The organism is Flavobacterium sp. JAS, assembly GCF_020991455.1.
GTDB lineage: Bacteria > Bacteroidota > Bacteroidia > Flavobacteriales > Flavobacteriaceae > Flavobacterium.
In genome coordinates this window covers 212566-237977 of the sequence record NZ_JAJMOX010000006.1, presented here as the reverse complement: position 1 = coordinate 237977, position 25412 = coordinate 212566, and the positions used below count along the sequence as shown (strand labels likewise).

24 protein-coding genes are annotated in these 25412 nt (G+C 33.6%); 9 read left to right on the top strand and 15 right to left on the bottom strand.

The features are described from left to right. The first annotated feature begins 92 nt into the window (after window positions 1-92). From LPB88_RS10550 to LPB88_RS10535, 4 genes are all read left to right on the top strand, one after another. A complete protein-coding gene (locus LPB88_RS10550; protein WP_230715286.1) occupies window positions 93-1124 on the top strand; it encodes a sugar kinase in 1032 nt (343 codons plus the stop codon). Between the two features lie 9 nt (window positions 1125-1133). Then, on the top strand, window positions 1134-1781 hold the full coding sequence (locus LPB88_RS10545; protein ID WP_230715284.1) for a bifunctional 4-hydroxy-2-oxoglutarate aldolase/2-dehydro-3-deoxy-phosphogluconate aldolase: 648 nt from the start codon (window positions 1134-1136) through the stop codon (window positions 1779-1781). A gap of 3 nt (window positions 1782-1784) precedes the next feature. Continuing rightward, complete coding sequence (locus tag LPB88_RS10540; protein WP_230715282.1) at window positions 1785-2900, top strand: D-TA family PLP-dependent enzyme; 1116 nt, start codon at window positions 1785-1787, stop codon at window positions 2898-2900. A gap of 128 nt (window positions 2901-3028) precedes the next feature. Beyond that, window positions 3029-4099 (top strand): dipeptidase, encoded by a 1071-nt coding sequence (locus LPB88_RS10535; RefSeq protein WP_230715280.1) that lies wholly within the window; start codon window positions 3029-3031, stop codon window positions 4097-4099. On the opposite strand, the gene LPB88_RS10530 is transcribed toward LPB88_RS10535, so the two are convergent. After that, on the bottom strand, window positions 4096-4875 hold the full coding sequence (locus tag LPB88_RS10530) for a DeoR/GlpR family DNA-binding transcription regulator (protein WP_230715278.1): 780 nt from the start codon (window positions 4873-4875) through the stop codon (window positions 4096-4098). The two genes, LPB88_RS10535 and LPB88_RS10530, sit on opposite strands and share 4 nt — an antisense overlap. Window positions 4876-5064: 189 nt before the next feature. Between LPB88_RS10530 and LPB88_RS10525 the strand changes: the two genes are divergently transcribed. Next, window positions 5065-7368, top strand: coding sequence for a family 20 glycosylhydrolase (locus LPB88_RS10525; RefSeq protein WP_230715276.1), 2304 nt, complete (start codon window positions 5065-5067; stop codon window positions 7366-7368). 69 nt (window positions 7369-7437) lie between these two features. Here LPB88_RS10525 and LPB88_RS10520 read toward each other — a convergent pair whose 3' ends face one another. Genes LPB88_RS10520 through LPB88_RS10510 form a run of 3 tightly spaced genes read right to left on the bottom strand, consistent with a single transcriptional unit; the run spans window position 7438 to window position 10909 of the window. Beyond that, entirely contained in the window at window positions 7438-8184 is a 747-nt protein-coding gene (locus LPB88_RS10520) for a succinate dehydrogenase/fumarate reductase iron-sulfur subunit (RefSeq protein WP_230715274.1), read from the bottom strand. Window positions 8185-8231: 47 nt separating this feature from the next. Then, a complete protein-coding gene (locus tag LPB88_RS10515; protein ID WP_230715272.1) occupies window positions 8232-10232 on the bottom strand; it encodes a fumarate reductase/succinate dehydrogenase flavoprotein subunit in 2001 nt (666 codons plus the stop codon). A gap of 11 nt (window positions 10233-10243) precedes the next feature. Next, entirely contained in the window at window positions 10244-10909 is a 666-nt protein-coding gene (locus LPB88_RS10510) for a succinate dehydrogenase cytochrome b subunit (RefSeq protein WP_230715270.1), read from the bottom strand. Window positions 10910-11230: 321 nt separating this feature from the next. Between LPB88_RS10510 and LPB88_RS10505 the strand changes: the two genes are divergently transcribed. Next, window positions 11231-12592, top strand: a complete 1362-nt coding sequence (locus LPB88_RS10505) for a hydroxymethylglutaryl-CoA synthase family protein (protein ID WP_230715268.1) — start codon at window positions 11231-11233, stop codon at window positions 12590-12592. A 481-nt stretch (window positions 12593-13073) separates the two neighbouring features. Here the strand turns inward: LPB88_RS10505 and LPB88_RS10495 are convergent, their stop codons facing one another. From LPB88_RS10495 to LPB88_RS10450, 10 genes are all read right to left on the bottom strand, one after another. Beyond that, window positions 13074-13445: a hypothetical protein gene (locus LPB88_RS10495; RefSeq protein ID WP_230715266.1), complete on the bottom strand. Its 372-nt coding sequence runs from the start codon at window positions 13443-13445 to the stop codon at window positions 13074-13076. Between the two features lie 13 nt (window positions 13446-13458). Continuing rightward, window positions 13459-14301 carry a lipopolysaccharide assembly protein LapB gene (locus LPB88_RS10490; protein ID WP_230715264.1) on the bottom strand — a complete coding sequence of 281 codons (843 nt, stop codon included), beginning with the start codon at window positions 14299-14301 and terminating at the stop codon, window positions 13459-13461. Between the two features lie 61 nt (window positions 14302-14362). Further along, window positions 14363-14917 (bottom strand): hypothetical protein, encoded by a 555-nt coding sequence (locus LPB88_RS10485; RefSeq protein WP_230715263.1) that lies wholly within the window; start codon window positions 14915-14917, stop codon window positions 14363-14365. A gap of 101 nt (window positions 14918-15018) precedes the next feature. Continuing rightward, the gene (locus LPB88_RS10480) at window positions 15019-15759 is read right to left on the bottom strand and encodes a LytTR family DNA-binding domain-containing protein (protein ID WP_230715261.1); all 741 of its coding nucleotides are present in this window, start codon (window positions 15757-15759) and stop codon (window positions 15019-15021) included. A 3-nt stretch (window positions 15760-15762) separates the two neighbouring features. Next, window positions 15763-16200 (bottom strand): GNAT family N-acetyltransferase, encoded by a 438-nt coding sequence (locus tag LPB88_RS10475; RefSeq protein ID WP_230715259.1) that lies wholly within the window; start codon window positions 16198-16200, stop codon window positions 15763-15765. 6 nt (window positions 16201-16206) lie between these two features. Continuing rightward, window positions 16207-16818 carry a hypothetical protein gene (locus LPB88_RS10470; RefSeq protein ID WP_230715257.1) on the bottom strand — a complete coding sequence of 204 codons (612 nt, stop codon included), beginning with the start codon at window positions 16816-16818 and terminating at the stop codon, window positions 16207-16209. A gap of 8 nt (window positions 16819-16826) precedes the next feature. Further along, entirely contained in the window at window positions 16827-18173 is a 1347-nt protein-coding gene (locus LPB88_RS10465) for a polymer-forming cytoskeletal protein (protein ID WP_230715255.1), read from the bottom strand. Between the two features lie 10 nt (window positions 18174-18183). Continuing rightward, window positions 18184-18765, bottom strand: a complete 582-nt coding sequence (locus tag LPB88_RS10460) for a hypothetical protein (protein ID WP_230715253.1) — start codon at window positions 18763-18765, stop codon at window positions 18184-18186. A 33-nt stretch (window positions 18766-18798) separates the two neighbouring features. Then, window positions 18799-19263 (bottom strand): GNAT family N-acetyltransferase, encoded by a 465-nt coding sequence (locus tag LPB88_RS10455; protein WP_230715251.1) that lies wholly within the window; start codon window positions 19261-19263, stop codon window positions 18799-18801. A 174-nt stretch (window positions 19264-19437) separates the two neighbouring features. After that, window positions 19438-20622, bottom strand: coding sequence for a DUF5018 domain-containing protein (locus tag LPB88_RS10450; RefSeq protein WP_230715249.1), 1185 nt, complete (start codon window positions 20620-20622; stop codon window positions 19438-19440). Window positions 20623-21165: 543 nt separating this feature from the next. Between LPB88_RS10450 and LPB88_RS10445 the strand changes: the two genes are divergently transcribed. From LPB88_RS10445 to LPB88_RS10435, 3 genes are all read left to right on the top strand, one after another. Next, window positions 21166-22458 (top strand): aminopeptidase P family protein, encoded by a 1293-nt coding sequence (locus LPB88_RS10445; protein WP_230715247.1) that lies wholly within the window; start codon window positions 21166-21168, stop codon window positions 22456-22458. A gap of 7 nt (window positions 22459-22465) precedes the next feature. Continuing rightward, window positions 22466-23365 carry an alpha/beta fold hydrolase gene (locus LPB88_RS10440; RefSeq protein WP_230715245.1) on the top strand — a complete coding sequence of 300 codons (900 nt, stop codon included), beginning with the start codon at window positions 22466-22468 and terminating at the stop codon, window positions 23363-23365. 165 nt (window positions 23366-23530) lie between these two features. Continuing rightward, complete coding sequence (locus LPB88_RS10435) at window positions 23531-24307, top strand: alpha/beta fold hydrolase (protein ID WP_230715243.1); 777 nt, start codon at window positions 23531-23533, stop codon at window positions 24305-24307. Window positions 24308-24722: 415 nt separating this feature from the next. Here LPB88_RS10435 and LPB88_RS10430 read toward each other — a convergent pair whose 3' ends face one another. After that, on the bottom strand, window positions 24723-25397 hold the full coding sequence (locus tag LPB88_RS10430) for an ATP-binding cassette domain-containing protein (RefSeq protein WP_230715241.1): 675 nt from the start codon (window positions 25395-25397) through the stop codon (window positions 24723-24725). Window positions 25398-25412: the final 15 nt, after the last annotated feature.

Below are 25412 nucleotides of genomic sequence, written 5' to 3'. Positions count from 1 at the left end.
TAAAAATTCGTGAATTCGTGGCTGAAAAAATTTAACCACAACGTTAATAAATCATTTTAATCCGCGTAATCTGTGGCAAAAAAACAACAACCATGAATACAAATACACCACAAACTAGAATTGCAACTTTCGGAGAATTATTACTTCGGATGAATGTTGCTGACGGAAACCGATTTACGCAAGCCAATGAAATAAAAATACACGTTGGCGGTGCCGAAGCAAATGTTTGTGTTTTACTTTCTCAACTCGGAATTCAAACCGATTATATTACCCGATTACCAAAAAATGATTTGGCGCAATTGGCTCTAAACGAACTTCAGAAATACAAAGTCAATACTTCAAAATGTGTTTATGGCGGCGAACGTTTAGGATTGTATTTTGTCGAAGCCGGAAATCAAATCCGACAATCGCAGGTTATTTATGACCGAAGTAATTCTTCGTTTGCAACAATTCAGAAAGATCAGATTAATTGGGATTTGGCTTTCGCCGATGTTACCCATTTTCATTGGTCGGGAATAAGTCCGGGAGTTTCACTTGAAGCAGGTTTGGCTTGCAAAGAAGCAATCCTGACTGCACATCAAAAAGGTTTACCGATTTCTTCTGATTTTAACTTTCGATCAAAATTATGGCAATACGGAAAACATCCTTCCGAAATTATGCCCGATTTACTTCAATACAGCACAATCACAGTTGCAGATTTAGATGCCATTGAAATTTATTTCGGAATAAAAACAGATCTAAAAGAATCTGATGAAAATCGTTTTCAGAAAACATTCGAATTATTAAAAGTAAAAATGCCTTTTCTAAAAACCTTAGCGATGAGTTTTAGAAAATCAGACGGACCAGCACATTTATACAAAGGATTGCTGCTTCACGAAGGTAATTTTTATCAAACACAGGAACACAAAATACACGTTGTAACAGACCAAATTGGTTCCGGAGATGCTTTCAACGCAGGATTATTATACGGATTATCGAATAAATTATCCGGACAGGAATGTATCGAATGGGCAACTGCCTGTGGTGTAATCAAACAAAGTATCCACGGAGATTTTGCGATAAGCACTCTCGACGAAATAAGTCATTTTATTAAAAACGGCTCAAGTAATAGAATTAATAGATAAAATAAGAAAATGTACAGCATATTAAAAACGCAAGGTGTACTTCCGTTAGTAACACAAATCAACATTGAAACAGCCCAAATAGTCTTGCAATCAGCGGCTGATGCTGGCATAAAAATTATCGAGTTTGCTGCTCGTGCAGATGATGCTAAAGAAGTTTTTAGTCAAATGATTGCCTTCAAAAAAGCGAATAATCTGAATGTTAAAATAGCTGTTGGATCGATTCTAAGTGTCGATGATGCGGAAGCGTTTCATCTTTTGGGTGCAGATTGTATTGTTTGCCCTCACACCGATTTGGAAATTGGAAATTACTGTTTTAAAAACAACATTTACTGGATTCCAGGAGCGGCTACATTAAACGAAATTCTTCAAGCCAATAAATTAGGTGCCGAAATTGTAAAGCTTTTTCCAGCCGACAAAATTGGTGGTCCCGGATATGTAAAAGCAATTAGAGCCCCGTTTCCAAATTTGAAAATTATGCCAACCGGAGGCGTGACTTTAGAAGAAAACAACTTGAAATCCTGGTTTAAATCCGGAGTTGTTTGCGTGGGAATTGGTTCTAATTTATTTTCGAAAGAAATGTTTTTGAATTTAAGTTATGAAGAATCTCTGCAAGCTTTTCAAAATTTAATTGAAGTGGTAGAAAAAACAAGAAAGTAAGTTATGCAAAACAATTGGTGGAAAATTAATTCCGAAATCCGCATTGACACACCATTTTTAGCCGTTTACGAAGATCGTATTCAGCTGAACATCGAGCGTCTGATTGAAGCTGTAAATGGTGATACTCAAAAATTGAGACCACACATAAAGACGCATAAAATTGGTGAGATTCTCGATTTATTTAAAACCTACAACATCAATAAGGTAAAATGTGCTACGATTGCCGAAGCTGAACTTGCTGCCATACACGAAATTCCAGACATACTTCTCGCCTATCAACCTGTTGGGGTAAAAAAAGAAAGATGGATTTCCTTAATTCAGAAATATCCGAATGTTGCTTTTTCGACAATTGTTGACGATCTTAAATCGGCGAAAGCCTTAGATGAAAGTGCCAAAAAAAGCAATTTGAAACTTACGGTTTATCCGGATTTGAATACGGGAATGAACAGAACCGGAATTTCGATTCACAAAAATTGGATTGCCTTAATTGATGAAATTGTTAAGCTAAAAAACCTTCATTTTGCGGGGATTCATATTTACGACGGTCATTTAAAAGGCGATGTCGAACACAGAACTGCAATTGCATCAAATTTATTTTTTAGCATAAATGAAGAAATTGGAAACATTCAGAAAAAACTGGGCTACGAATTAAAAATTGTCGCAGGAGGATCGAATACATTTCCGTTTTATGCGACTCAAAAAAATGTAGAATGCAGCCCGGGAACTTTTGTTTTCTGGGATTCCAATTATCAAATTCATTTACCGGAACAAAATTTCGAACCCGCTTTGGTTATTGTTGGAACCATAATTTCAAAACCAACGCCTTCTACTTTTTGTATTGATATAGGATATAAAGCCGTAGCTTCTGAAAATCCGATTGATAAAAGATTGGTGATCTTAAATGACGAAAATCTAATTCCGATCGCACATTCAGAAGAACATTTAATTATAGAAAACCAAGGAAAAAACGAGTATGCTATTGGCGACACGATTTATGCCCAGCCTTATCATGTTTGCCCAACTTGTGCACTTTACGATTCGGTTCAGGTTGTAAATAATGAACATCAGATTTGCGATCAATGGCAAGTTGTTGCCCGCAGCAGAAAAATTAATATCTAGCAGCAGAAAAAGGAGAATAAAGAAAAAAAATAGAAAATAGAGCGAAGAACAAAGAGAATAGACCTCATAATAACACTTGTCTAGATAACCTCTGAGCCTTTGGACCTTTGTGCCTTAAAAAAAATACTATGTTTATAATAGACGCCCATTTAGACCTGAGTATGAATGCGATGGAATGGAACAGAGATTTAAGAAATGATGTACCCACTTTGCGCCATCTCGAAAAAGGAATGACAGACAAACCAGATCGCGAACGCGCAACGGTATCTTTTCCTGATTTGCGACGCGGCAATATCGGAATTGTTGTTGCCACTCAAATTGCAAGATTTGTAAAACCGGACAGTATTATTCCGGGTTGGAATTCTCCTGAACAAGCCTGGGCGCAAACTCAAGGACAATTGACTTGGTACAAAGCAATGGAAGAAGCCGGTGAAATTACAGCAATCACAGATAAAAAATCATTGCTAAAACAAATTGATTTATGGAATGACGGAACGCCAAACGATAAAAAACCAATTGGTTATATTTTGAGTCTTGAAGGTGCCGATTCTATTATTGATGTTTCATATTTAGAAAAAGCATACAATTACGGATTACGCGCGATTGGTCCTGCACATTACGGTCCCGGACGTTACGCAAACGGAACAGACGCTACGGGAAAAATGAATCAAAACGGTCTGGATTTATTAAAAGAAATGGAACGTTTGAATATTATTCTGGACGCAACCCATTTGTGCGATGATGCTTTCTGGCAAGCTTTAGATCATTATCACGGACCAGTTTGGGCAAGTCATAATAATTGCAGAAGTCTGGTGGATCACAATCGTCAATATAGCGACGAAATGATTAAAGCTTTAATTTCAAGAGGAGCAGTTATTGGTGGCGCTTTAGACGCGTGGATGTTAGTTCCAAATTGGGAAAGAGGCGTTTCGACTCCGCAAGGCACAAGTTGCAATCTTGAAACTGTTTTCAAACACATGGATCACATTTGCCAATTGGCCGGAAATGCTAATCATATTGGCATAGGTTCAGATCTTGACGGTGCTTTTGGCACAGAACAAGGTCCGTATGATTTAGACACGATTGCCGATTTGCAAAAATTGGTTTTAATCTTTAAAAACAATGGATATTCTGATGAAGATTTGGACAAAATCTTTCACAAGAACTGGATCAATTTCTTAATAAAAAATTGGGATTAAATAAAAACTAAACTGGGAACTGCCTTCTTATACGACTGTAATTTTTCGTCGCTGGGATCAACTTCTGTCACAACATAATCAACCTCGGATAAGTTGGCAATTTTCATTTTCAGAACCGTATCGAGTTTTTCAGAAATAGTCAAAATTGCTGTTTTTTCAGAAGCCTGAATCATTGCTTTTTTAACCTGAACAGTTTCCCAATCAGAATCTGAGAAACCACCTTCGATATCAAGAGCATTGGTTCCTAATATTAATAAATCGACTTTAATATTTGCCAATTGGTTATAGACATCGCCGCTCACACACATTTGGCTGTAAGACGAAATGCTGCCGCCAATCATGATAATTTTAACATTGGGTTTATCCAGAAGTTCCACCGCTGATAAAACGGTAACCGTAAAAATAGTCAGATTCAAATCATCAGGAATCAATCGGATAAATTCACGAATTGTAGTTCCGCCGCCAATTAACAAAACCATACCATCATGAAGTAAACCTAAAGTTTTCTGTGCAATAATTTGTTTAGATTCGCCTGCATAAGTTTGATTATTAGTTGATGAATGGTGATAGGCTTTTGTCATCGCACCACCCTTAACTTTAATCAATAAAGATTCAGATTCAAGTTCATTAATATCACGTCTCACTGTATCTTCTGAAACAAATAATTTAGCCGAAAGCGTTTCAAAACTCACACGAGTATGTAAGTTAATCTCTTTTAAAATAAGATTTTTACGTTCTTCCTTGGTGTAATTAACCACTTCATTATCATTATTCATGCAAATTCATTTTTAGTAAGACAAATGTAATCAATAAATGCAATATTATTGCGAAACAAATTATAACACAGTGTAATTAAAAAGTTAACTCGGCTATTTTAAAGACTTTTATACCAAAATAAGTTTTGCAAAAAAAATGCAAACTCAATTACAAAACCTAAATTTGTTTAACGAACCAAGAAAGCAACCATGCAAAAAAGTATAATCCTCCTTTTGATATTCTGTTATTCTTTTGGAAATGCTCAAACTTCCATCACAAATAATTCGATTATTCCACAACCAAATTCGTACAAAGCAACCGGAGACAGCATTCGTTTAGACGGACAAATAAAAGTTGTTTTTGAAAAGAATAAATTCAGCGCCAAAGAACAAAAAACTGCCAACATTTTTGAGTCAGCTATAAACTCAAATACCTCAAATAAAAAAAGCAATATTGAAGTTTTGTTTATTACCAAAAACCCATCAACTTCATTAAAAAAAGAAGCCTATAAAATTAATATTACGGCAAAAAAGATAACCGTTACCGGAAGTGAAGAAGGATTATTTTATGGAGTTCAGAGTTTGATACAGCTTTTGCCGAACAAATTTAAAAATCAGGATATAAAATTGCCTTGTGTTACTATCGAAGATGAGCCCAGATACAGCTACCGTGGGCTTCACCTGGATGTTTGCCGTCATTTTTTCTCTGTCGATGTTATAAAAGATTTTATAGCACAAATGGCTAGTTATAAGCTAAACAACTTCCATTGGCATCTAACAGACGATCAGGGATGGAGAATTGAGATCAAAAAGTATCCAAAACTAACCGAAGTTGGTTCAAAAAGAGCACAGACTTTAGTGGGGAATAAATTCGAAAGATTCCCTTATTTTTTTGACGGAAATCCATACGGCGGATTTTATACTCAGGAAGAAATCAAAGACATCGTAAAATTTGCCGAAGAACATTATGTAAACATTATTCCGGAAATCGAAATGCCGGGTCATGCAACTGCGGCTGTAACTGCTTATCCAAATTTATCTTGTTTTCCCGATCGTCCGTATAAAGTAATAGAATCATGGGGCGTTTTTGAAGATATTTTCTGCGCAGGAAAAGAAGAAACCTACACTTTTCTTGAAGATGTTTTGACAGAAGTTATGGATTTGTTCCCAAGTAAATATATTCATATTGGCGGAGACGAATGTCCAAAAGCAAGATGGAAAGAATGTCCGAATTGCCAGAAAAAAATCAAGGAGTTAGGATTGAAAAACGAACATGAATTACAAAGTTATCTGACAACAAGAATTGAGAAATTCCTAAATGCAAACGGAAGACAAATTCTTGGTTGGGACGAAATGCTTGAAGGCGGACTTGCTCCAAACGCAGCGGTAATGTCATGGCGTGGAGAATCCGGCGGAATTAGCGCTGCCAAACAGAAACATTTTGTAATCATGAATCCTGAACAGGTTTTGTATTTAGATTACAATCAGGGATATTCGCCAAATGAACCTTTAACAGTTGGAAGATTAGTTACGGTTGACAAAATCTACAATTACAACCCCACTCCGGTTGATAGTTTAACGGTTGATGAACAAAAATATATTATGGGCGTTCAGTCGAATCTTTGGTCAGAATATTTGACAAGTCCTGCGAAATTAAATTATCAGCTTTATCCTCGAATGTTTGCTTTGGCAGAAATTGCTTGGACAGAACCTCAAAACAAAAACTATAACAATTTTGTTTTAGACAGAATACCGCATCATTTAGAAAAACTGGAAGCGCAAAAAAGATTATATAAAGTTCCAACGCCTTTTGGCGCAAATGAAACAGCCTTAATTACATCAAAATATGTTTTAGATCTGAAACCAACCATCAAAAACGGACAGATTTTCTATACCATTGACGGTTATAATCCGGATGAAACAGCAGAACTTTATGAAAAACCTGTAACTATAAATATCCCAAAAGGAGAATTTAGAATCATAAAAACAGTTCAGATTAGTCCAATCGGAAGAAAAAGTTCTATCAATAAAATACTGGTTCGAAATCCAGAGTTAAAATCGGCATTAGCCATAAAACCAACCAAAAAAGGTTTGAAGTTTGATTATTTCACCGGAACATTATTTCAGCAAGTCCAAGATTTAGAATTAGCAAAACCAGTTAATTCAGGTATTTTTGAAGGTGCAATAAGCAGTGAAAAATGGAAAACTAAAACAGAGCGCTATATTGGCTTAAAATTCTATGGATACATCTATATTGCAGAAACAGCAAATTATACCATTTCGACGCTTTCAGACGACGGATCGAACCTTTTTATTGACAATGAATTAGTAGTTAATAATGACGGTATTCATTGGCTAAACGAAACATACGGAGTTACAAAACTTGAAAAAGGTTTTCACAAAATCAACATCAGTTATTTTGACCAAATTGGAGGAACTACTTTAACGTGTTTTATTCAGCAGGAAGGAAAAGAAAAACAAGAAATTAGTGCTTCACAATTGTATTACGAATAAGAGCATAAAAAAACGCATCAGCCGCGGCTGATGCGTTTTTTATTATTTAAAACTAAAAGTGTTTTTAGATTATCCTTTTAAGCTTGCTGATAAATATTCACGGTTCATACGTGCAATATTTTCAAGAGAAATTCCTTTAGGACATTCTACTTCACAAGCTCCAGTATTGGTACAGTTACCAAAACCTTCGTGATCCATTTGGTGTACCATGTTTAAAACACGATCAACAGCTTCAACTTGTCCTTGCGGCAATAAAGCGTATTGAGATACTTTTGCAGCAACGAATAACATTGCAGATGAGTTTTTACAAGTTGCAACACAAGCTCCACAACCAATACAAGCAGCAGCATCAAATGATTTATCTGCATCATGTTTGTTTATCGGAATTGTATTTGCATCAATTGTATTTCCTGAAGTATTTACAGAGATAAACCCTCCTGCATGTTGAATTCTTTCAAAAGAACTTCTGTCAACCACTAAATCTTTAATTACCGGGAAAGCTTTTGCTCTAAATGGCTCGATAAAAATCGTATCACCATCTTTAAACATACGCATGTGTAACTGACAAGTAGTTACTCCTCTGTCTGGTCCGTGCGCTTCTCCGTTGATGAATAAAGAACACATTCCGCAAATTCCTTCACGACAATCGTGGTCAAATGCTACAGGCTCTTCTCCTTTATTGATTAATTGTTCGTTAAGAACATCAAGCATTTCAAGGAAAGACATATCTGGTTCGATTCCGTCAATTGGATAATCAACGATTCCCCCTTTATCTTGAGCGTTTTTCTGACGCCATATTTTTAATGTAAGTTTCATTTTGTATAAGTTTTAAGTATCAAAAAGTATCTGAACTTTCTTAAATACTATTTGTAGCTTCTTTGAACTAATTTAATGTTTTCGTAAACCAGAGGTTCTTTGTGTAATACAGCATCACTTGGTTTTCCTTTGTATTCCCAAGCTGCAACGTATGCAAAGTTTTCATCATCACGAAGTGCTTCTCCTTCTTCTGTTTGGTATTCTTCACGGAAGTGACCTCCACAAGACTCATTACGGTGTAATGCATCTTTCGCGAACAATTCTCCTAACTCTAAGAAATCGGCAACACGAGTCGCTTTCTCTAATTCCTGATTAAATTCGTTTGCGCTTCCAGGAACTTTTACATCTTTATAAAACTCTTCACGTAAAGCGGCAATTTCTTCGATAGCTTCAGCCAAACCTTTAGCATTACGAGCCATACCAACTTTATCCCACATGATTTTTCCTAATTTCTTGTGGAAATAATCTACAGAATGAGTTCCTTTATTATTGATAAATCTGTCGATTTGATCTTTTACTTCTTTTTCTGCTGCTACGAATTCTGGTAAATCTGTAGAAATTGGTCCCATTTTAATATCCGGAGCTAAATAATCTCCAATAGTATAAGGTAACACGAAATATCCATCAGCTAAACCTTGCATCAAAGCAGAAGCTCCAAGTCTGTTTGCTCCGTGATCAGAGAAGTTAGATTCTCCAATTGAGAAACATCCCGGAATTGTAGTCATTAAGTTATAATCAACCCAAGTTCCACCCATTGTGTAGTGAACCGCAGGGTAAATCATCATTGGTGTTGTATAAGGATCTTCGTCAACAATTTTGTAATACATTTGGAACAAGTTTCCGTATTTACTTTTCACGATTTCAGCTCCTAATTTAGTTACCAAAGCAGCATCATTAGCATCCAAACCTTTTACAAAAGCTTCTTCAGTTCCGTAACGTTTGATCGCTGCTGCGAAATCTAAGTAAACAGCTTCTCCAGTTTTGTTAACACCAAAACCAGCATCACATCTTTCTTTTGCAGCACGAGACGCTACATCACGAGGTACTAAGTTACCAAAAGCAGGATATCTTCTTTCTAAGAAATAATCTCTCTCAGCTTCAGATAAATCAGTTGCTTTTTTCTTTCCTTCACGGATTGCTTTTGCATCTTCTTGTTTTGCAGGAACCCAAATACGACCGTCATTACGTAATGATTCAGACATCAAAGTCAGTTTAGACTGGTGATCTCCTGAAACCGGAATACATGTTGGGTGAATTTGTGTGTAACAAGGATTTGCGAAAAACGCTCCTTTTTTATGAATTTTCCAAGCTGCTGTTGCGTTACTTCCCATAGCATTTGTTGAAAGGAAAAATACGTTTCCGTATCCTCCAGAACCAACTACTACTGCGTGAGCAGAATGTCTTTCTATTTCTCCTGTAACCAAGTTACGAGCGATAATACCTCTTGCTTTTCCGTTCACGATAACAATGTCAAGCATTTCGTGACGGTTGTACATTTTTACTTTTCCACGACCAATCTGACGGTTCATTGCAGAATATGCTCCTAACAATAATTGTTGTCCTGTTTGTCCTTGTGCGTAAAAAGTACGAGAAACCAAAGTTCCTCCAAAAGAACGGTTATCTAATAACCCACCATATTCACGAGCCAATGGCACTCCTTGAGCCACACATTGGTCAATAATATTAGCAGAAACTTCAGCCAAACGGTGAACGTTTGCCTCACGTGCACGGTAGTCACCACCTTTTACAGTATCATAGAATAATCTGTAAACGGAGTCACCGTCACCTTTATAATTTTTTGCAGCATTGATACCTCCTTGTGCTGCAATAGAGTGCGCACGACGAGGTGAATCCTGAAAACAAAATGCTTTTACGTTATATCCCTGCTCAGCCAAAGTAGCCGCAGCCGAACCTCCAGCCAAACCTGTACCAACAATGATAATATCTAAATTACGTTTGTTTGCAGGGTTTACTAAATTAATATGATCTTTATAATCTGTCCATTTGTCCGATATTGGGCCGTGTGGAATTTTTGAATCTAATGCCATTATAATTTATATTAATTATTGAAATGATGAAATAATGCAATTATGATGAAAAGTGCAGGTACAAGAACCGCAAAACCATAACCGATTTTATTTAAAAAACGAGAATATTTATTGTTCATCCCTACTGATTGAAGAGAAGAACCGAATCCGTGCCAAAGGTGAAATCCTAATAACACAAAAGCCACACAATATAATCCTGTACGAATTGGATCGTGAAACTTATGAACTAACTCTCCATAATACCTTGTAGCATCTGGTGCAGTACCTGCAATATATTTATAGGTAACTTCAGGAAACCAAAAATCATAGAAATGCAATCCTAAGAAAGCCAAAATAACCAACCCAGAAATAATCATATTTCTTGAGCTCCAAGAAGCATTAGCCGCTCCATTGTATTTTGCATAAGCAATTGGTCTAGCAGCGCTATTTTGAGCAGTCAATACAAATCCCATTACGAAATGGAAAATTACTCCGATTGCTAAAACAGGTTGCATTACATATTGAATCAGCGGATTGTATCCCATAAAGTGAGAAGCTTCGTTAAAAACATCTTCACTAATAATAGAAATGAAATTTAAGGAAACATGCAGCGCTAAAAACGTGATTAAGAATATTCCCGAAAGAGCCATAGCCACTTTCTTTAAGATGGAAGCATTCAATAGTGCAGATTGTGCCATAAGTGTTTAAGTAGTTTGTTTTAAAAAATTAGACAAAAATAAAGCAATTAGACATGAACTACAACCATTTCGTTGTTATTTATAATGATTTTAAAGAGCTTTCGTTAATTTTATTGCAAATTATTTAAAAACAATAAAATAGAAATCTTTTGCAAGTCATTTTAACTAAATCCTGCTTTTTATATAATTACCAAATTGCTACTTTTCTCCCCGTTTTGACTTATTTTCCTCAAAAATAAAGTCATCATCAATTTTATTGAGCCAAAACAAGTGGATTTTAATAGCATAATTTTACCTTTATCGGCTTCAAAAAAAATCAGAATGAAAACAGGAATCGACGCTATATCTTTTGATGTTGCCAACATACATTTACCAATAAAAACTTTGGCAATTGCCAGAAATATAGAACCAGAAAAATTAGAGAAAGGTCTTGGATTAATTAAAATGACTTTGCCTGACGTTCATCAGGATGCAGTAGTTTTTGGAGCCAATGCTTTGACCAAACTTATTCTTGAAAACGAAATAAACCTAAGTGAAATCAGCCGGATTTACGTTGGAACCGAAAGCGCAATAGACAGCTCGAAACCAATAAGTTCTTTTTTAATTAGTTTAATGGAACAAAAATTCGGAGAAGATTCTCTTGCCGAATGTGATGTTGTTGATTTTACTTTTGCCTGTATCGGAGGAGTTGACGCTTTGCAAAACTGTATTGATTTTGTAAAACTAAATCCAACCAAAAAAGCAATTGTCGTTACTACCGATTTTGCTAAATATGATTTAAATTCTACCGGAGAATATACACAAGGCGCCGGAGCACTTGCAATGCTAGTGACTTCGAACCCAAAAATTATTGCTTTTGATGAAAATTGGGCAACAAGTACAAAAGGTGTTTTTGATTTTTTCAAACCTTACAGAACTATCTCAAAAGAGGCGATTACCCAAAACGAAAGTAACGATCCGTGGCTTGACAATTTAGAAGCTGAAATCGAAGTTCACAAAGACCAACCAGTTTTTGACGGACAATATTCGAATCAATGTTATATGGATCGTACGCGAAATGCTTACTTCTCATTCAAGAAACTAAAAAACACGACTGAAACTTTATACAATTCCTGGAACAGTATTATCATGCACCTTCCCTATTCTTTTCAAGGCAGAAGAATGCTATCTGAAATTTATGCTTTAGATAGTGCCGATAAAATCATTTCAGAAAATATCGAACCTGCAGACTATCAGAATAAAATTAAGGAAGTTGCAAAATCTGATGAATACAAAAAGTTTGTAACTGAGAAATTACAACCTGCAGAATTGGCTTCGTCTTTAATTGGAAATCTTTATACAGGTTCCATTTTCATGGGATTATTATCTACTTTGGCGCATTATTACGACACAAAGCATGAAGTTGCCGGAACTAAATTCGGATTCCTGGCTTACGGAAGCGGATCAAAATCGAAAGTTTTTGGAGGAACTATTCAACCGGAATGGCAATCGGCTTTAGCCAAAGTCAAACTTTTTGAAAACTTAGAAGAAAGTATCGAAATTGGTTTTGAAACTTATGAAAGTCTTCACAAAAAAGAACAAAAACAAAGCATTAGAACTCCTAAAAACGAATGGGTTTTAGATCGAATCGAGAAAGAAATCCCTAATTTAATTGGAGCGAGATATTATAAATGGATTGAATAATTAAATTTCAATTTTTTTAATCCCGAGACTTCGGGATTAAATTCCAATAAAAAAACCGAAGCCTTTTTGCTTCGGTTTTTGCGTTTATTAGCGCGGAGTTTGTCATTTCGACGAAGGAGAAATCCTCGCGAAAAGCTCGACAAAGATTGGATTTATAGTTGCGGAGTTACTTGTGAGGATTTCTCCTTCGTCGAAATGACAAAAAGCGTGGTTAAATAAAAAAAAATCAATCCTTTTTATGCTGTTCTGTGTAATTCTGATTTCCTTTAAGAGCTTGATCATGTACATTCATTCCGTTTGACATTCCGAGCATAAAAGCGGTCATTATTAAAATTAATTTTCTTTTTATCCAATACAGAAGTGGTCGCTTAGATTACTCTAAGCGTGTTTTATTTTTGTGTTTATACATTTTGAAAATGATAAATGATTAGACATTATTTTATCATCGTATGCGTCGAAGCGCATAAAAGCTTAGAAAAAACTAAGCACTGTATAAACTTTTATAATAATTGCTTGAAGTGATTATTTCATTTACAAAAACTGATTCCTGTAAAAATGAATTTATTTTTTGATGAAGAAGTATTTGCATTTTCAGAAAAACTCGAATTTGAAGAGTAAAAATCGCTGCAAATTGAAGAAATTTTACAGGAACTAAAAATGAGATCTTAGCTTGAGAAACAAAACGCTTAAAGGTATATAAACGGGCCTTTTTAAAATCTAATTCTGTCTTTAGAATTACATAAGAAGATTGATAATAATCGGCAGATTTTGATTGAGAAACTAAAGTACCATCACTCACAATCACGACAAAAGCCAGAAAGAGTGAGATTAGATATTTTAGATGTTTATTCAATTTGCAATTTTTACTATTTTAGTTCTGCCTTCATTTGTTCTGCCAAAGATTTAATTTTCTGATCACTCATCAAATAGGAATTAGCTTCTGCGAACCATCTATTAAAGTTTTTAATATCTTTTTTAATGTAATAGGCTTGCAAAACATTATACGCATTTTCAGCATTATAAGTCTTATCTGCGACTTCCTTAAACACTTTACGGCAAATATTTTCGGCATCTTCTAAATTACCATTTTTGGTTTCTGCATAAATCAACTCCTTATTTGTATAAGCGTTAAGCGGATCTTTTTTTAAAGCCAACTTCAAAATATCAACGGCTTTTTGATATTCCTTTAAACAATTATAAGAAAAAGCCAGTTCTGTTCGAAGTCCTTTATATTCAGCGTCTAATTTTTGAGCTTTCTCAAGATATTCCAGCGCCTTTTCGCACTCATCCCAACCATTATACATAAAACCCCACTGATAAAGTCGTGCTACTGAACCTTCGTCTGTTTTATAATTTTTAAGCCAATCCGGAATTTTTTCAATATTCAGCTCTGCAAATTTAGATTCAGGAAGAAATGCTATCACATTATTATTAGGTTGTAATCGATATTTCACTTGCCCCACGACTTCTCTTTTCTTAGGAATAAATTTCCCCGCTCCATCAAGTTTAAATGTTCCTTCATAATCAAGCGTTAATCCTGCCTGAGCATCTATGTATATAAATCCGTAAGGATAAGCCCCCGTACTATCTGCAGGAAACGCTACCCACTTATCTTCACTTTGCACAAATCTCTTATCAAACTGAAGACTATTTTGAGCACAAATATTTAACGAAACAACTAAAACAAGCAGAGTAAAAATTTTATTCATATTTAAAATTATCGATTGGCAACTAACGAAACAGCCCTTTTCAAATTCAAATATATAGATTTCAACGGACTTCTCTACTATCATTCTTACAAAGAAGCAATCCCAATCCCAAAGTAAAAATTACACAACTCAACAACATATAAACTCCGTTTTTCAATATAAAAAAAGAAAAACCAATTGCAAATGAAGCAACAATAACCATTAAAGCACTTATTGTTTTTATTTTGATAAAATTTAAAGCATGCAATGAAAGTCCAATAAAAAGCAATGACGGACCAACAATTACAAAAGGATACAAAATCGCGGGCGTATTACTAATTTGAATGCTTAATTCTGCTCTGGCAAGATCATCATTGCCAAAACTAGACATAATTAAATCAATCGTACAGAGACCAATATGAGCAATAATTCCTAAAGTTGTGACAACAGAAGCAACAGAATTTAATCTGTTTTTAGGGAAGACATTATTAAATGATAATAGTAAACAAGCGCCAATTAAATTAAACCAATGCGCAAAATCGATTGGTTTTTGAAAGCTGGGTAAAACTTTAGAAAATAATAAATAACTGATCAGAAAAAATAATAATCCGAGAAGGCAAAGTTGTCTTGTTGTCATAATTAATGTTTTAAATTGATGAGACAAAACTAATAAGAGAATCTCTCGCAAACTCTGATTTTATTGGCTTTGGTACAAAACCTATTGTTTTAGGTACGAAATTATAATGCCAATAAAGTTTCTTTATAATTTTTAGAAACCGGAAGTTCTATTTGAGTCAGAATAACGGTATTTTGATTTCTCCAGGACTTAAAATGAGATGGATTTATTAAATGCGATCGATGAATTTGAACTAAAAAAGAAAATTCTTCCTGAACTTTTTTGAGTGAAGACCGAATTATCTTGGAATGAAGTTTTGCGTTTTCAAGATAAAAAATCTCTACATAATTCTGAGCATTTGAAATACAAACCAAATCGGCTTTTTTGATTTTTAGAACATCTAACTTATTCTCGCCTCTAATAATTAAAAAATCATCTTTTTGCGGAATCAGCTTAATTAAATATCTCCTCGCCAAAATAATTACCGGAGTTAAAATCAAGGCAACTTTGACAAAAATCGTAGAGAAAAACTCAGTAAAACTATAACCTCCATTTAAAATCGGACTTTTATAATAGGCATAAATTCCAATTAAATAGATAATATAAAAGAAGGTAAGAAATTCAGTTTCTAAACAGAGATTCCATTTTGATATTTTTTCGAAAACCTTTTTTTGAAGAACGGCAAGAATACCATAACACAAAAATGCCGTAAAACTAAAGCCAAAACTTATTAAAAACCAGGCTTTTAAATTTATAGTTCCGTCATCAAAAGGTTTTATGATGAAAGCAAAAACAAATAACCATAATGCAATAAGCAAACCTACTATTAGATTGTGTTTTATGGATGTATTTAGCTTTTTCATTAATTATTTATAAATCGTAAACTTATTATGCGATAGATTAAAACCGAGATTTTCATAAATCAACACGTTCTCAACTCTTCGGCGATTTGTTGTGACTTCAATACTTTTCAGGTTATTTTGATCTGCATATTGCATAATCTCATTTATCAATTGTCTTCCAATTCCTTTTCCGCGATGATTTTGATGAATGAAAAATTCCTGAATCTCGCCAACTAATCCGCAATGATGCAAAAGGTTTTGTGTGTGAAAACTAATAAACCCTAAGCCTTCATTTTCATTTTCTGCCAATAAGTACAGATTATTTTTATTCGAAATGTTTTCATGGAATATTGCCGCAAATACTTCAAAATCTAATTCTTCATTTTCAAGTTCGCAAATTGCTTTGTACACAAAATCCAGATCTTGCGGTTCTATTTTTCTGATTTGAATTTTTATCTTCATATTTAATTATAAATTACCATAAACTACAATATAATCAGCATAAGTCAATTTATCATTTAACCAATTAATTAATTCTGTCAAAAAATTTTGAACTTGCTTATCATTACTTTCTATTTGACTTATTTGCTCTACGATCTGCCTGCATGTTTTGTTATCAAAAAAGTTATTCCCTAAAACATCAAAACTTTCCTGTTCAAAATCATTAGAAACATCCAACAGAGAAAAAACAGATTTAAAGTCTTTCAAAACAACATCAAAGTCTTCTGCCGAAATAAAAACATCATTACGTTTATCTGTTTTATAGAACTCCCCAGCAGCATTTTCTGGCCATAAAATAAAGCCAATTTTTGTATTAGGATTATTTCCCGTTGTAATTATAACCTGCTTTTGGTTAATTCTTTCAATGGCCTTTCTTATATCATAGTTACAAATTTCATAATTCTCTTTTGCCGCTTCATAATCACTTTCTGTCTTTTTACAAATTTGCTCAATATTATTGTCATGAAATTCTTTTTCACATAATAATACATCGCCATTATTCTTTTTAAGAAGTCTAATAGCTGCATCTAAAGGAATCGAAAACTTATTCCTTAATATTTTTATTTTTTCATTATCCATTTTTCAAATTACAAATATTCACTCAACCCAATACGTTCAAATTTCACTTTATATTTCTGAATATACTTATTCAAATCTTCTTGATTTTTATAAACAGAAAAAGCATACTCGACCGTTTCTTTACTAAAATGATTTGCAAAAATAGTTTCCAGATATTGTACCCCCGAATCTATTACTTGTTTTAAAATTGTTAATTTATCTTTTCCATTTTCTTTGCAAACTTTATCAAGCCATAATCCCTTGCCAATTTTCACATATTCTTCAAGCAAATAATCCGTAATAAATTCAGAAGGAACATCAGTAATATTCGGTTCATGTTTACCATTTTTAAAAGTAGTCAAAATCAATTCTTCCGAATAAAATTCATGTGGAATAAGCGAAATTAATGTTCCGCTTTGAGCCGCTTTCAAACAAAGTTCTTTCGTAATAAACTGACTTGGAATTTTCTGAATCGCAAAACCATCTTTTTCGACTAATTTTTCGCAGAGTTCGGGCGTAATAAATTCCGGATTGACAAATGGCAGCACATGAAATGAAATATTCAAAGCCAACTCACACAATTCTTTGGTTTTATGCTGAGGCGGAACCAATTTTAAATCTCTATAATTTAACTTTATTCTATTTTGCCAATATTGATATGTTTTGGTCGGAGGATTATTTTGTTTTAAAACTAGTTCGCCGTTTTCTAATTCACGTTTTAATTCTTCAAAAGTTTCGATTAACGGATTATCAAGATGTTTCCGTAATTCATTTGAGATAATTTCTTCTTCGCTTTCATCATCAGACTCGCAACTATTTTTAGCGTCAAAATCATTTCCGCGATCATTGTAATAGAACAAATCATTTTTTCGCGCTGCAAAAGTGGTGTAATGATCTTCGACTATAAAAACCGGTGCTTCAATAGTACCCGAACATTTAAAATTACCATGATTATACGATGTCATCACAACTTCTTTAGCGTTGGCATTCCCGTTTATTTCAATATACGAACCTCCCAATAACATACTTTGGCAAGTAACATTTCCGTTTATAAAAACATACGGACCATAATCTCCTTCGGCATTTATGATAGTTCCGTTTGTGGAGAGATTTCCGTTTATTAAAACGCCTTCGATTCTTATTTTCTCGATTTCTTTTAATGACACATTTAATAGATTCGAAAGCCATTTTTTCTCTTTATCCTCATAAAGATCTAAATAGAAATTACCTTCAAAAGAAACATCTTCATTTGCCACCAAAAAGAAATCCTGATCGTTCCATTCTTCAAAATAATCAAATCCTTCATGATCCAAAAGAAATGGATATTGCGATTTAATGTCTTTGATCGTAATTAATTTAAAAACTGAATTCTGCATTTTATTTTTTTTATTCTTCTATTATTTCTTTTTGGCTCTCTCTGCAAAGCATTGCAATTGCGACAAAAACAAAACTTAAATAAATCGCAATTGGAAACCCTATTCCTAATCCGTGCTTATCAATATTTACAATAAAAGGCAACACTTCCAATGTTATGAATGTCAGGATTGGTAATGAAAACAATACCCAAAATGCAACAAAATTATCTGGAAAAGAAAACAAACGTCTAAGAATAAAAAATAACAAAAACCCGATTGTCATTAACGGAACTATACTCCATGCCCAACCCGATTTGATAACTGCCGAAATAAGGAGCCCGATTGTCATCGTTATAATAAAACTTAGAAAACTCCCAAAAATAAGATAAAAGAATGTTGCCAAATATTCTCCTGATTTTACTTTTGCAAAGAATTGTACCAATATAAAAGTCAAAATTATTACGGTACCAAAACTAGTCATCAATCCGCGATCGTTTCCTCTGTCGATTATGGATGTAATAAACATCCAAACCCAGATAAGAGATAGCGAAATCAACAAAAAAATGGCACTTTGTTTATGGGTTAAATACTTAACTTCTGTATTTAGTTTCATCTTTAATAACTATAAAATTTATTCTAAAATCTTTTATCGGTTATTCTTTTCTATTAATAGCTCCATTATTGGCATATATCGATCTTTGATAGACGTTTCTATTTGCCCTACTTTTACAAATCCGAATTTTGAATAAAAATCCTCAGCGTTTGGTTCTGAATTGAGAACTAATTTTTGAACAGTAATATCTTTTAAACGAATCAGAAAATCATTCATTAATACTTTCCCGAATCCTTTGCCAATAAAATCAGGCAAGACAAACAAATTATCCAGTTTAATACTATTTTCACTTTCGTGGAAGAAGGAATAATATCCAATAATTTGACCCTCAACAATTAAATTGTAGGCTGAATTGGTTTCGATATATTCTTTTGAAACGGTTAAGAATTGCGACCAATTTTCAATTTGCTCATCAGAATATCCCCAATATGCTTTTGACTTTTTGGTTATTTGGGTTAAGATTTCGTGGTCGTTTGGATTTGCTTTTTGTATGGTCATAATTTATATTGCTTTATAAGCATACTATTTTAAAATTATACAATTCTACATTCGAAATCAACAATAGTATGAAAAATTATTAAGCAAGAAATAATTTATTCAAAAGATATATATTTATAGAAAAACCGAAGCGTGACTGCTTCGGTTTTTACTTATAACTTACATAATTTATTTTTATTCTTTTCCTTCTAGCTGCATATTGAAATGCCATGTATGTTTGTACCAAACACTTAAATCTTCCAGAGTAGTCCCAGTGCTAACTTTAGAAGAACCTGAATAACCGGTTTGAAAACAAAATCCAGAGCCACTACTTTTGTTTGCGGAACTACCTGACATAATTCCTAAAGCTGCACCATCCACCAAGTACCAATAGAAAACATATTCTTTTCCTGCTTCTAAGAAAAGATGCAGATTTTGCAAATCAAAAGGAACAAAACCTCCATTAAAATTTCCCGGGACGGTAGTTTCTGTAGATGCTATAATTTTTTGTTTTTCATCTCTAATAATTAATTTTAATATTACATCTCCCCTATACGGATCATACGTTTGAGCGTAAGCAAAACCTTCTAGAAGATGAATGCTAAAAACCGAAGGAGTCAAATCTTTACTCAACAAAACTGTTTGACCTGTCCCAATATTTCTGTCAAACGGTAAAATATCGGGCGCATCCGTTCTGTTATCTCCTCCAAACCATTTATTAGCATTTGAATCAGTACATGATTCAGACATATTTATATTCATATGTTCTAATTTAACCTGATACGTTTTTTCTATCCCAGATTCAGACTTAACTATAAAATCTACGGGAGATGAATAATCAGTAATTGTTTTCGGATCTGGAGAAATAGTCGCATTATCCGCATATTTTAAATCAACACTTAAATTTGCCAAATCAACAAACGAAGGAAGTCTTTTGGTTATTGATCCGGTTTGTTGATCAATTTTAGCACTTGTCAAAAAATAGGGTGTAGTAATATTAAACTCTAAAATACTATTATCTGAGCTTTGAGTTTTACTTACCAACACATTATATGTTCTCTCTTTACCATTTACAGCTGTAACTACAAAAGTTAACGGACCATTGATAGACTTGATTGAAGCAGGATCAGGGCTAATCGTCGCTCCGTCAGATATTAAAACTTCTAAAGTTATATCATTCAAATCGAAACTACTGTCTACTGTACCACTTATTGTGTTTTCTAAAATATCAAGCGGTTTAGAAATATCTCCTTTTTTTATAACGAATGATAAAATCTCATTTTTTTTACTTGCTGGCACTTTAATTTCTTCAGAGACACAAGAAATCATGAGTAAAGAAGCGATTAGAAAAGTTGCAAATCGATAAATTTTTGTTTTCATAGTTAGGTTTTGGGTTGTAAATTATTATAGACTAAAAACGGATTAATATAAGTTTTCTCAATTTGTGATTAAAAAAATCCGAGTCAATCAATGGTTTTTCTAATTAAATTTGATATAACAAAATGATAATTAATTTAATACAAATATTGGCATTTATGAATTAATTTCTTTACGGGAAACCGTATTCATCCAAAAATTATTTTCTAGATAAAATAAAAATCAAACAAACTATCTTTTATATGAACAATAAACTTCTTATAAAACCGAGTTTGCGTGAGGGATTAAGGCGGTATCCCTTTATTTGTCCCGATAGCTATCGGGACGGAATAAAAGATATAGCCGAAAGCCCGACCCGGAGGGGCACGCCATTATTAAGATTCTAAGGTTCTGAGTTGCTAAGTTTCTAAGATTTATCTTCTGTAGAAATGACACTGATTACGCAAAAAAACATCAAACAAATAAGAAAACTTTAATAATCCTATTTTGTTCTACGTCTTCAAAAATCACTAATTTTGAAATTCGAAGTTCAAAACTCACATTATTATGAAATATCATCAAATAAACAGCGCTCTTTTTGTAAAGAATCGCAGAAAATTCACGGCAGAAATGAAACCTAACAGTGTTGCCGTTTTTAACTCAAATGACATTTATCCAATTAGTGCCGACAGTACTTTGCCGTTTGAACAACACCGGGATATTTTTTATCTAAGTGGAGTTGATCAGGAAGAAAGTATTTTGCTTTTGTATCCTGATGCACCTTATGAGAGCCAAAAAGAAATTCTTTTTCTGAAAGAAACCAGCGAACACATTGCGATTTGGGAAGGTGAAAAACTGACTAAGGAACGTGCTTTTCAGGTTTCGGGAATTAGAACTGTTTATTGGTTACAGGATTTTCATAAAGTCTTGAACGAAATGATGACTTATGCAGACACAATGTATATTAACACTAACGAACATTACCGTGCAGTCGTTGAGACTGAAACTCGTGAAGCTCGTTTTGTAAAATGGTGGAAAGAAAACTATCCTGCACACAATGTGGCAAAAAGCAACCCAATTTTGCAACGCATTCGTTCTATAAAAGAAAGCGAAGAAATCGATTTGCTTCAACACGCTTGTGATATTACTGAGAAAGGTTTCCGCAGATTATTGCCGTTTGTAAAACCAAATGTTACGGAATATGAAATCGAAGCCGAATTGATTCACGAATTTATCCGTAATCGCTCTAAAGGTTTCGCTTACACGCCAATTATTGCTTCGGGAAACAATGCAAATGTTTTACATTATATCGAAAACAATCAGCAATGTAAAGCCGGAGATCTGATTTTATTGGATGTTGCGGCTGAATATGCTAATTATTCGAGCGATATGACGAGAACAATTCCGGTTTCGGGAAAATTCTCTGAAAGACAAAAAGCGGTTTACAATGCGGTTTTGAAAGTAAAAAATGAAGCTACCAAAATGTTGACTCCGGGAACACTTTGGAAACAATATCATATTGAAGTTGGTAAAGTTATGACTTCGGAATTACTTGGTTTAGGTTTAATTGACAAAGCCGATGTTCAGAACGAAAATCCGGAATGGCCAGCATACAAAAAATATTTCATGCACGGAACTTCTCATCATTTGGGATTAAATACGCACGATTATGGATTACTTCATGAGCCTATGAAAGCTAATATGGTTTTTACGGTTGAACCTGGAATTTATATCCCTGCTGAAGGTTTCGGGATTCGTTTGGAAGATAACGTTGTGGTTCAGGAAAAAGGAGAACCTTTTAACCTGATGCGTAACATTCCGATTGAAGTGGATGAAATCGAAAGTTTAATGAACTCATAATTCCATAATGAAAAAGATTTTTCTATTTGTTTTTCTGATGGTTTTAGGAAACGCTTTTGCTCAAACAGAAGGTTTTTCGACCAACAATGATTCGAGCAAAACCTATTATAAAACATTTGGTAAAGGCGAACCGCTTTTGATTATTAATGGTGGCCCGGGAATGAATAGTAATGGCTTTGAAAGCATCGCTAAAACATTGGCCGAAAGTCAGGAAACTATTATTTATGATCAACGCGGAACCGGAAAATCTAAATTGAAGGAGCTGAATTCAGAAACCATTTCGATGAAAGTAATGGCCGATGATATTGAGTCTCTAAGAAAACATCTGAAAATTAAAAAATGGAATATTCTGGGGCATTCTTTTGGAGGAATGTTGGCTTCGTATTATGCTACGGTTTATCCAAACAGCATCAATAAATTAGTTCTGTCGTCGTCTGGCGGAATTGATTTGACTTTACTGAAAACCGAAAATCTTATTGAAAGAAACTTGACTAAAGTCGAGAAAGATTCAATGAATTACTGGAATGATAAAATCGAAAAAGGCGACACAACTCACTCCGCACGTTTAGCACGAGGAAGGGCGATGGCACCGGCTTATGTTTACGATAAAAAATATGTCCCGATTATTGCGGAACGATTAACACAGGGGGATTCGAAAATAAACGGATTGCTTTGGGGCGATATGCAAAAAATCAATTTTGATTGCAAAGAAAAACTGAAAACCTTTAAAAATCCTGTTCTGATTATTCAGGGAAAAGAAGATGTTATTAGCAATCAAATTGGAGAATTGGCAAATAAAACATTTCCTAATTCAAAACTAATTTTGCTTGAAAATTGTAGGCATTATGGATGGCTTGATGCGAAAGAAAAGTACTTTGCAGATGTTAATTCCTTTTTAAAATCATAACAAAAACAAAACGGCTTTCAGAAATGGAGGCCGTTTTTCATTATAAAACCTATAATGTAAGCTCTTTAAGTCTTAAAATCGTTAAAGAAATGCTTAAAACCCTACAGTCTTTCTTATATGGTTTATGCTTTCTTATCTTTGCATTTTATAAATTAAAACACCATTTTGAAAACACTTCTATATAAAAACACAAAAATCTCTTATACTGATTCAGGTTCAGGAACTGCAATTGTACTGCTTCATGGCTTTCTGGAAAACAAAAAAATGTGGCAGGACTACGTTACCTTATTTTCAGAAAAACATCGTGTAATTACAATTGATTTATTGGGTCACGGCGAATCTGATTGTTTGGGATATGTGCATGCAATGGAAGATAATGCAAATGTAGTTCATGAAGTTCTGGAGCATCTAAAAATTGAAAAAGCAACTATTCTTGGACATTCTATGGGCGGATATGTTGGTTTGGCTTTCGCCGAATTATTCCCAAACAACATTCAGAAATTAGTTTTATTGAATTCTACATCTAAAGAAGACAGCGCCGAAAAGAAATTAAACCGAACTCGCGCCATTAAAGCCGTTAAACAAAACTATATAAACTTTGTAAGCTTAGCAATTGGCAATTTGTTCAGCGAAAACAACAGAACCCGACTGGCAGACGAAATCGAAAAAGTAAAAATTCAGGCTTTAAAAACTCCTCTGCAAGGAATCGTTGCTTCGCTTGAAGGAATGAAAATCAGAAAAGACAGAGAAGCGCTTTTACATAAAAATCTATTTCCTGTTTTATTAATTTTAGGAAAAAAAGATCCTGTTTTAAATTATGACGAAAGCGTCTCTCAAATCGAAGATACAACTGCCGAACTTGTTTCTTTTGAAGATGGACACATGAGTCACATTGAAAACAAAGAAGAATTAAAAACTGTTTTACTGGACTTTTTTCAGTAAAACAAAAAATATTGAAATCAAAAAAGGCCATTTCAAAATAATTTTGAAACAGCCTTTTTCTCATTTGTGGGGGCAAAATTTATCGTTAGTATCTTTTTTTTAATTTAGCCAAATAAACAGTTTACATCTTCAAAAACGTCGAAAACATACATTTGATCTGTGCTAATATAATTAAGATATCATTGTTTTCTATATTTATTTTTTGAGAGCGACAAAGGTATTTTTAAATACTATAATTGTCCAATAAATACTTGTTAAAAAAAAGGCCAAACCTAACCACTTGAGTTACTTTTATTTACACCCTAATATTTCCTTGTATTTAAAATAAATAACACAATAAATCTTAACAAAAAAGAAGATTTATCCAAAAAAAATAACAATCTAATTCAGATAATTAAATTATTTTCTTCGCATTTTACAAAAAAGAGGAGCTTGTAAGATAGCCTTTATTGATAAGATCGGTTTTTTCCTTCAAAATAAAAGTCTTGCCATCTTTAATCAAGACTAGTTGTGTCGCAATTTTGATTACGCTTTGATAATTATGATCTGTAATAATAATTCCTTTTCTAAGCGAATTTACCTTTATCATTTCATTTACCACATCGACCATTACAGGAGACAATCCATTGTACGGTTCGTCAAGTAAAATGAATTTTGCAGGATTAAAAAGTACAACTTTAATTTCCAGATAACGGAGTTCCCCACTTGATAAATGACTGATTTTTTTATCTAAAAGAGGTTGAATAAATTTATCTTCACAAAACCTATCTCTATTTTGTTTATCGATAGATAACGCAATCGCTCTTTTTACCAATAAGTGATTCGGAATATACTGTTCCTGATGCAAATAACTAATTTCATTTAATAAATTATTTGAATTGTTTTTTGAAACACCATCAATTCTTATACATTTTCCAGGGGCTGAAACAATTCCAAAAATAATCTTCAATAATGTTGATTTTCCAGAACCGTTTCGACCAAACAAACCAATAATATCCGAAGTTTCACATTTCAAATAAACATCAGAAAGCACTACTTTTTCACCAAATCTTTTCTGGATTCCGTCAACTTCAAGAATATGTTTTTTCAAAATAATTTCTTTATT

What these genes read in the sequence shown, in the direction of transcription:
- LPB88_RS10550 (WP_230715286.1), top strand. Translation starts at nt 93, where the DNA reads ATGAATACAAATACACCACAAACTAGAATTGCAACTTTCGGAGAATTA.
- LPB88_RS10545 (WP_230715284.1), top strand. Translation starts at nt 1,134, where the DNA reads ATGTACAGCATATTAAAAACGCAAGGTGTACTTCCGTTAGTAACACAA.
- LPB88_RS10540 (WP_230715282.1), top strand. Translation starts at nt 1,785, where the DNA reads ATGCAAAACAATTGGTGGAAAATTAATTCCGAAATCCGCATTGACACA.
- LPB88_RS10535 (WP_230715280.1), top strand. Translation starts at nt 3,029, where the DNA reads ATGTTTATAATAGACGCCCATTTAGACCTGAGTATGAATGCGATGGAA.
- LPB88_RS10530 (WP_230715278.1), bottom strand. Translation starts at nt 4,875, where the DNA reads ATGAATAATGATAATGAAGTGGTTAATTACACCAAGGAAGAACGTAAA.
- LPB88_RS10525 (WP_230715276.1), top strand. Translation starts at nt 5,065, where the DNA reads ATGCAAAAAAGTATAATCCTCCTTTTGATATTCTGTTATTCTTTTGGA.
- LPB88_RS10520 (WP_230715274.1), bottom strand. Translation starts at nt 8,184, where the DNA reads ATGAAACTTACATTAAAAATATGGCGTCAGAAAAACGCTCAAGATAAA.
- LPB88_RS10515 (WP_230715272.1), bottom strand. Translation starts at nt 10,232, where the DNA reads ATGGCATTAGATTCAAAAATTCCACACGGCCCAATATCGGACAAATGG.
- LPB88_RS10510 (WP_230715270.1), bottom strand. Translation starts at nt 10,909, where the DNA reads ATGGCACAATCTGCACTATTGAATGCTTCCATCTTAAAGAAAGTGGCT.
- LPB88_RS10505 (WP_230715268.1), top strand. Translation starts at nt 11,231, where the DNA reads ATGAAAACAGGAATCGACGCTATATCTTTTGATGTTGCCAACATACAT.
- LPB88_RS10490 (WP_230715264.1), bottom strand. Translation starts at nt 14,301, where the DNA reads ATGAATAAAATTTTTACTCTGCTTGTTTTAGTTGTTTCGTTAAATATT.
- LPB88_RS10485 (WP_230715263.1), bottom strand. Translation starts at nt 14,917, where the DNA reads ATGACAACAAGACAACTTTGCCTTCTCGGATTATTATTTTTTCTGATC.
- LPB88_RS10480 (WP_230715261.1), bottom strand. Translation starts at nt 15,759, where the DNA reads ATGAAAAAGCTAAATACATCCATAAAACACAATCTAATAGTAGGTTTG.
- LPB88_RS10475 (WP_230715259.1), bottom strand. Translation starts at nt 16,200, where the DNA reads ATGAAGATAAAAATTCAAATCAGAAAAATAGAACCGCAAGATCTGGAT.
- LPB88_RS10470 (WP_230715257.1), bottom strand. Translation starts at nt 16,818, where the DNA reads ATGGATAATGAAAAAATAAAAATATTAAGGAATAAGTTTTCGATTCCT.
- LPB88_RS10465 (WP_230715255.1), bottom strand. Translation starts at nt 18,173, where the DNA reads ATGCAGAATTCAGTTTTTAAATTAATTACGATCAAAGACATTAAATCG.
- LPB88_RS10460 (WP_230715253.1), bottom strand. Translation starts at nt 18,765, where the DNA reads ATGAAACTAAATACAGAAGTTAAGTATTTAACCCATAAACAAAGTGCC.
- LPB88_RS10455 (WP_230715251.1), bottom strand. Translation starts at nt 19,263, where the DNA reads ATGACCATACAAAAAGCAAATCCAAACGACCACGAAATCTTAACCCAA.
- LPB88_RS10450 (WP_230715249.1), bottom strand. Translation starts at nt 20,622, where the DNA reads ATGAAAACAAAAATTTATCGATTTGCAACTTTTCTAATCGCTTCTTTA.
- LPB88_RS10445 (WP_230715247.1), top strand. Translation starts at nt 21,166, where the DNA reads ATGAAATATCATCAAATAAACAGCGCTCTTTTTGTAAAGAATCGCAGA.
- LPB88_RS10440 (WP_230715245.1), top strand. Translation starts at nt 22,466, where the DNA reads ATGAAAAAGATTTTTCTATTTGTTTTTCTGATGGTTTTAGGAAACGCT.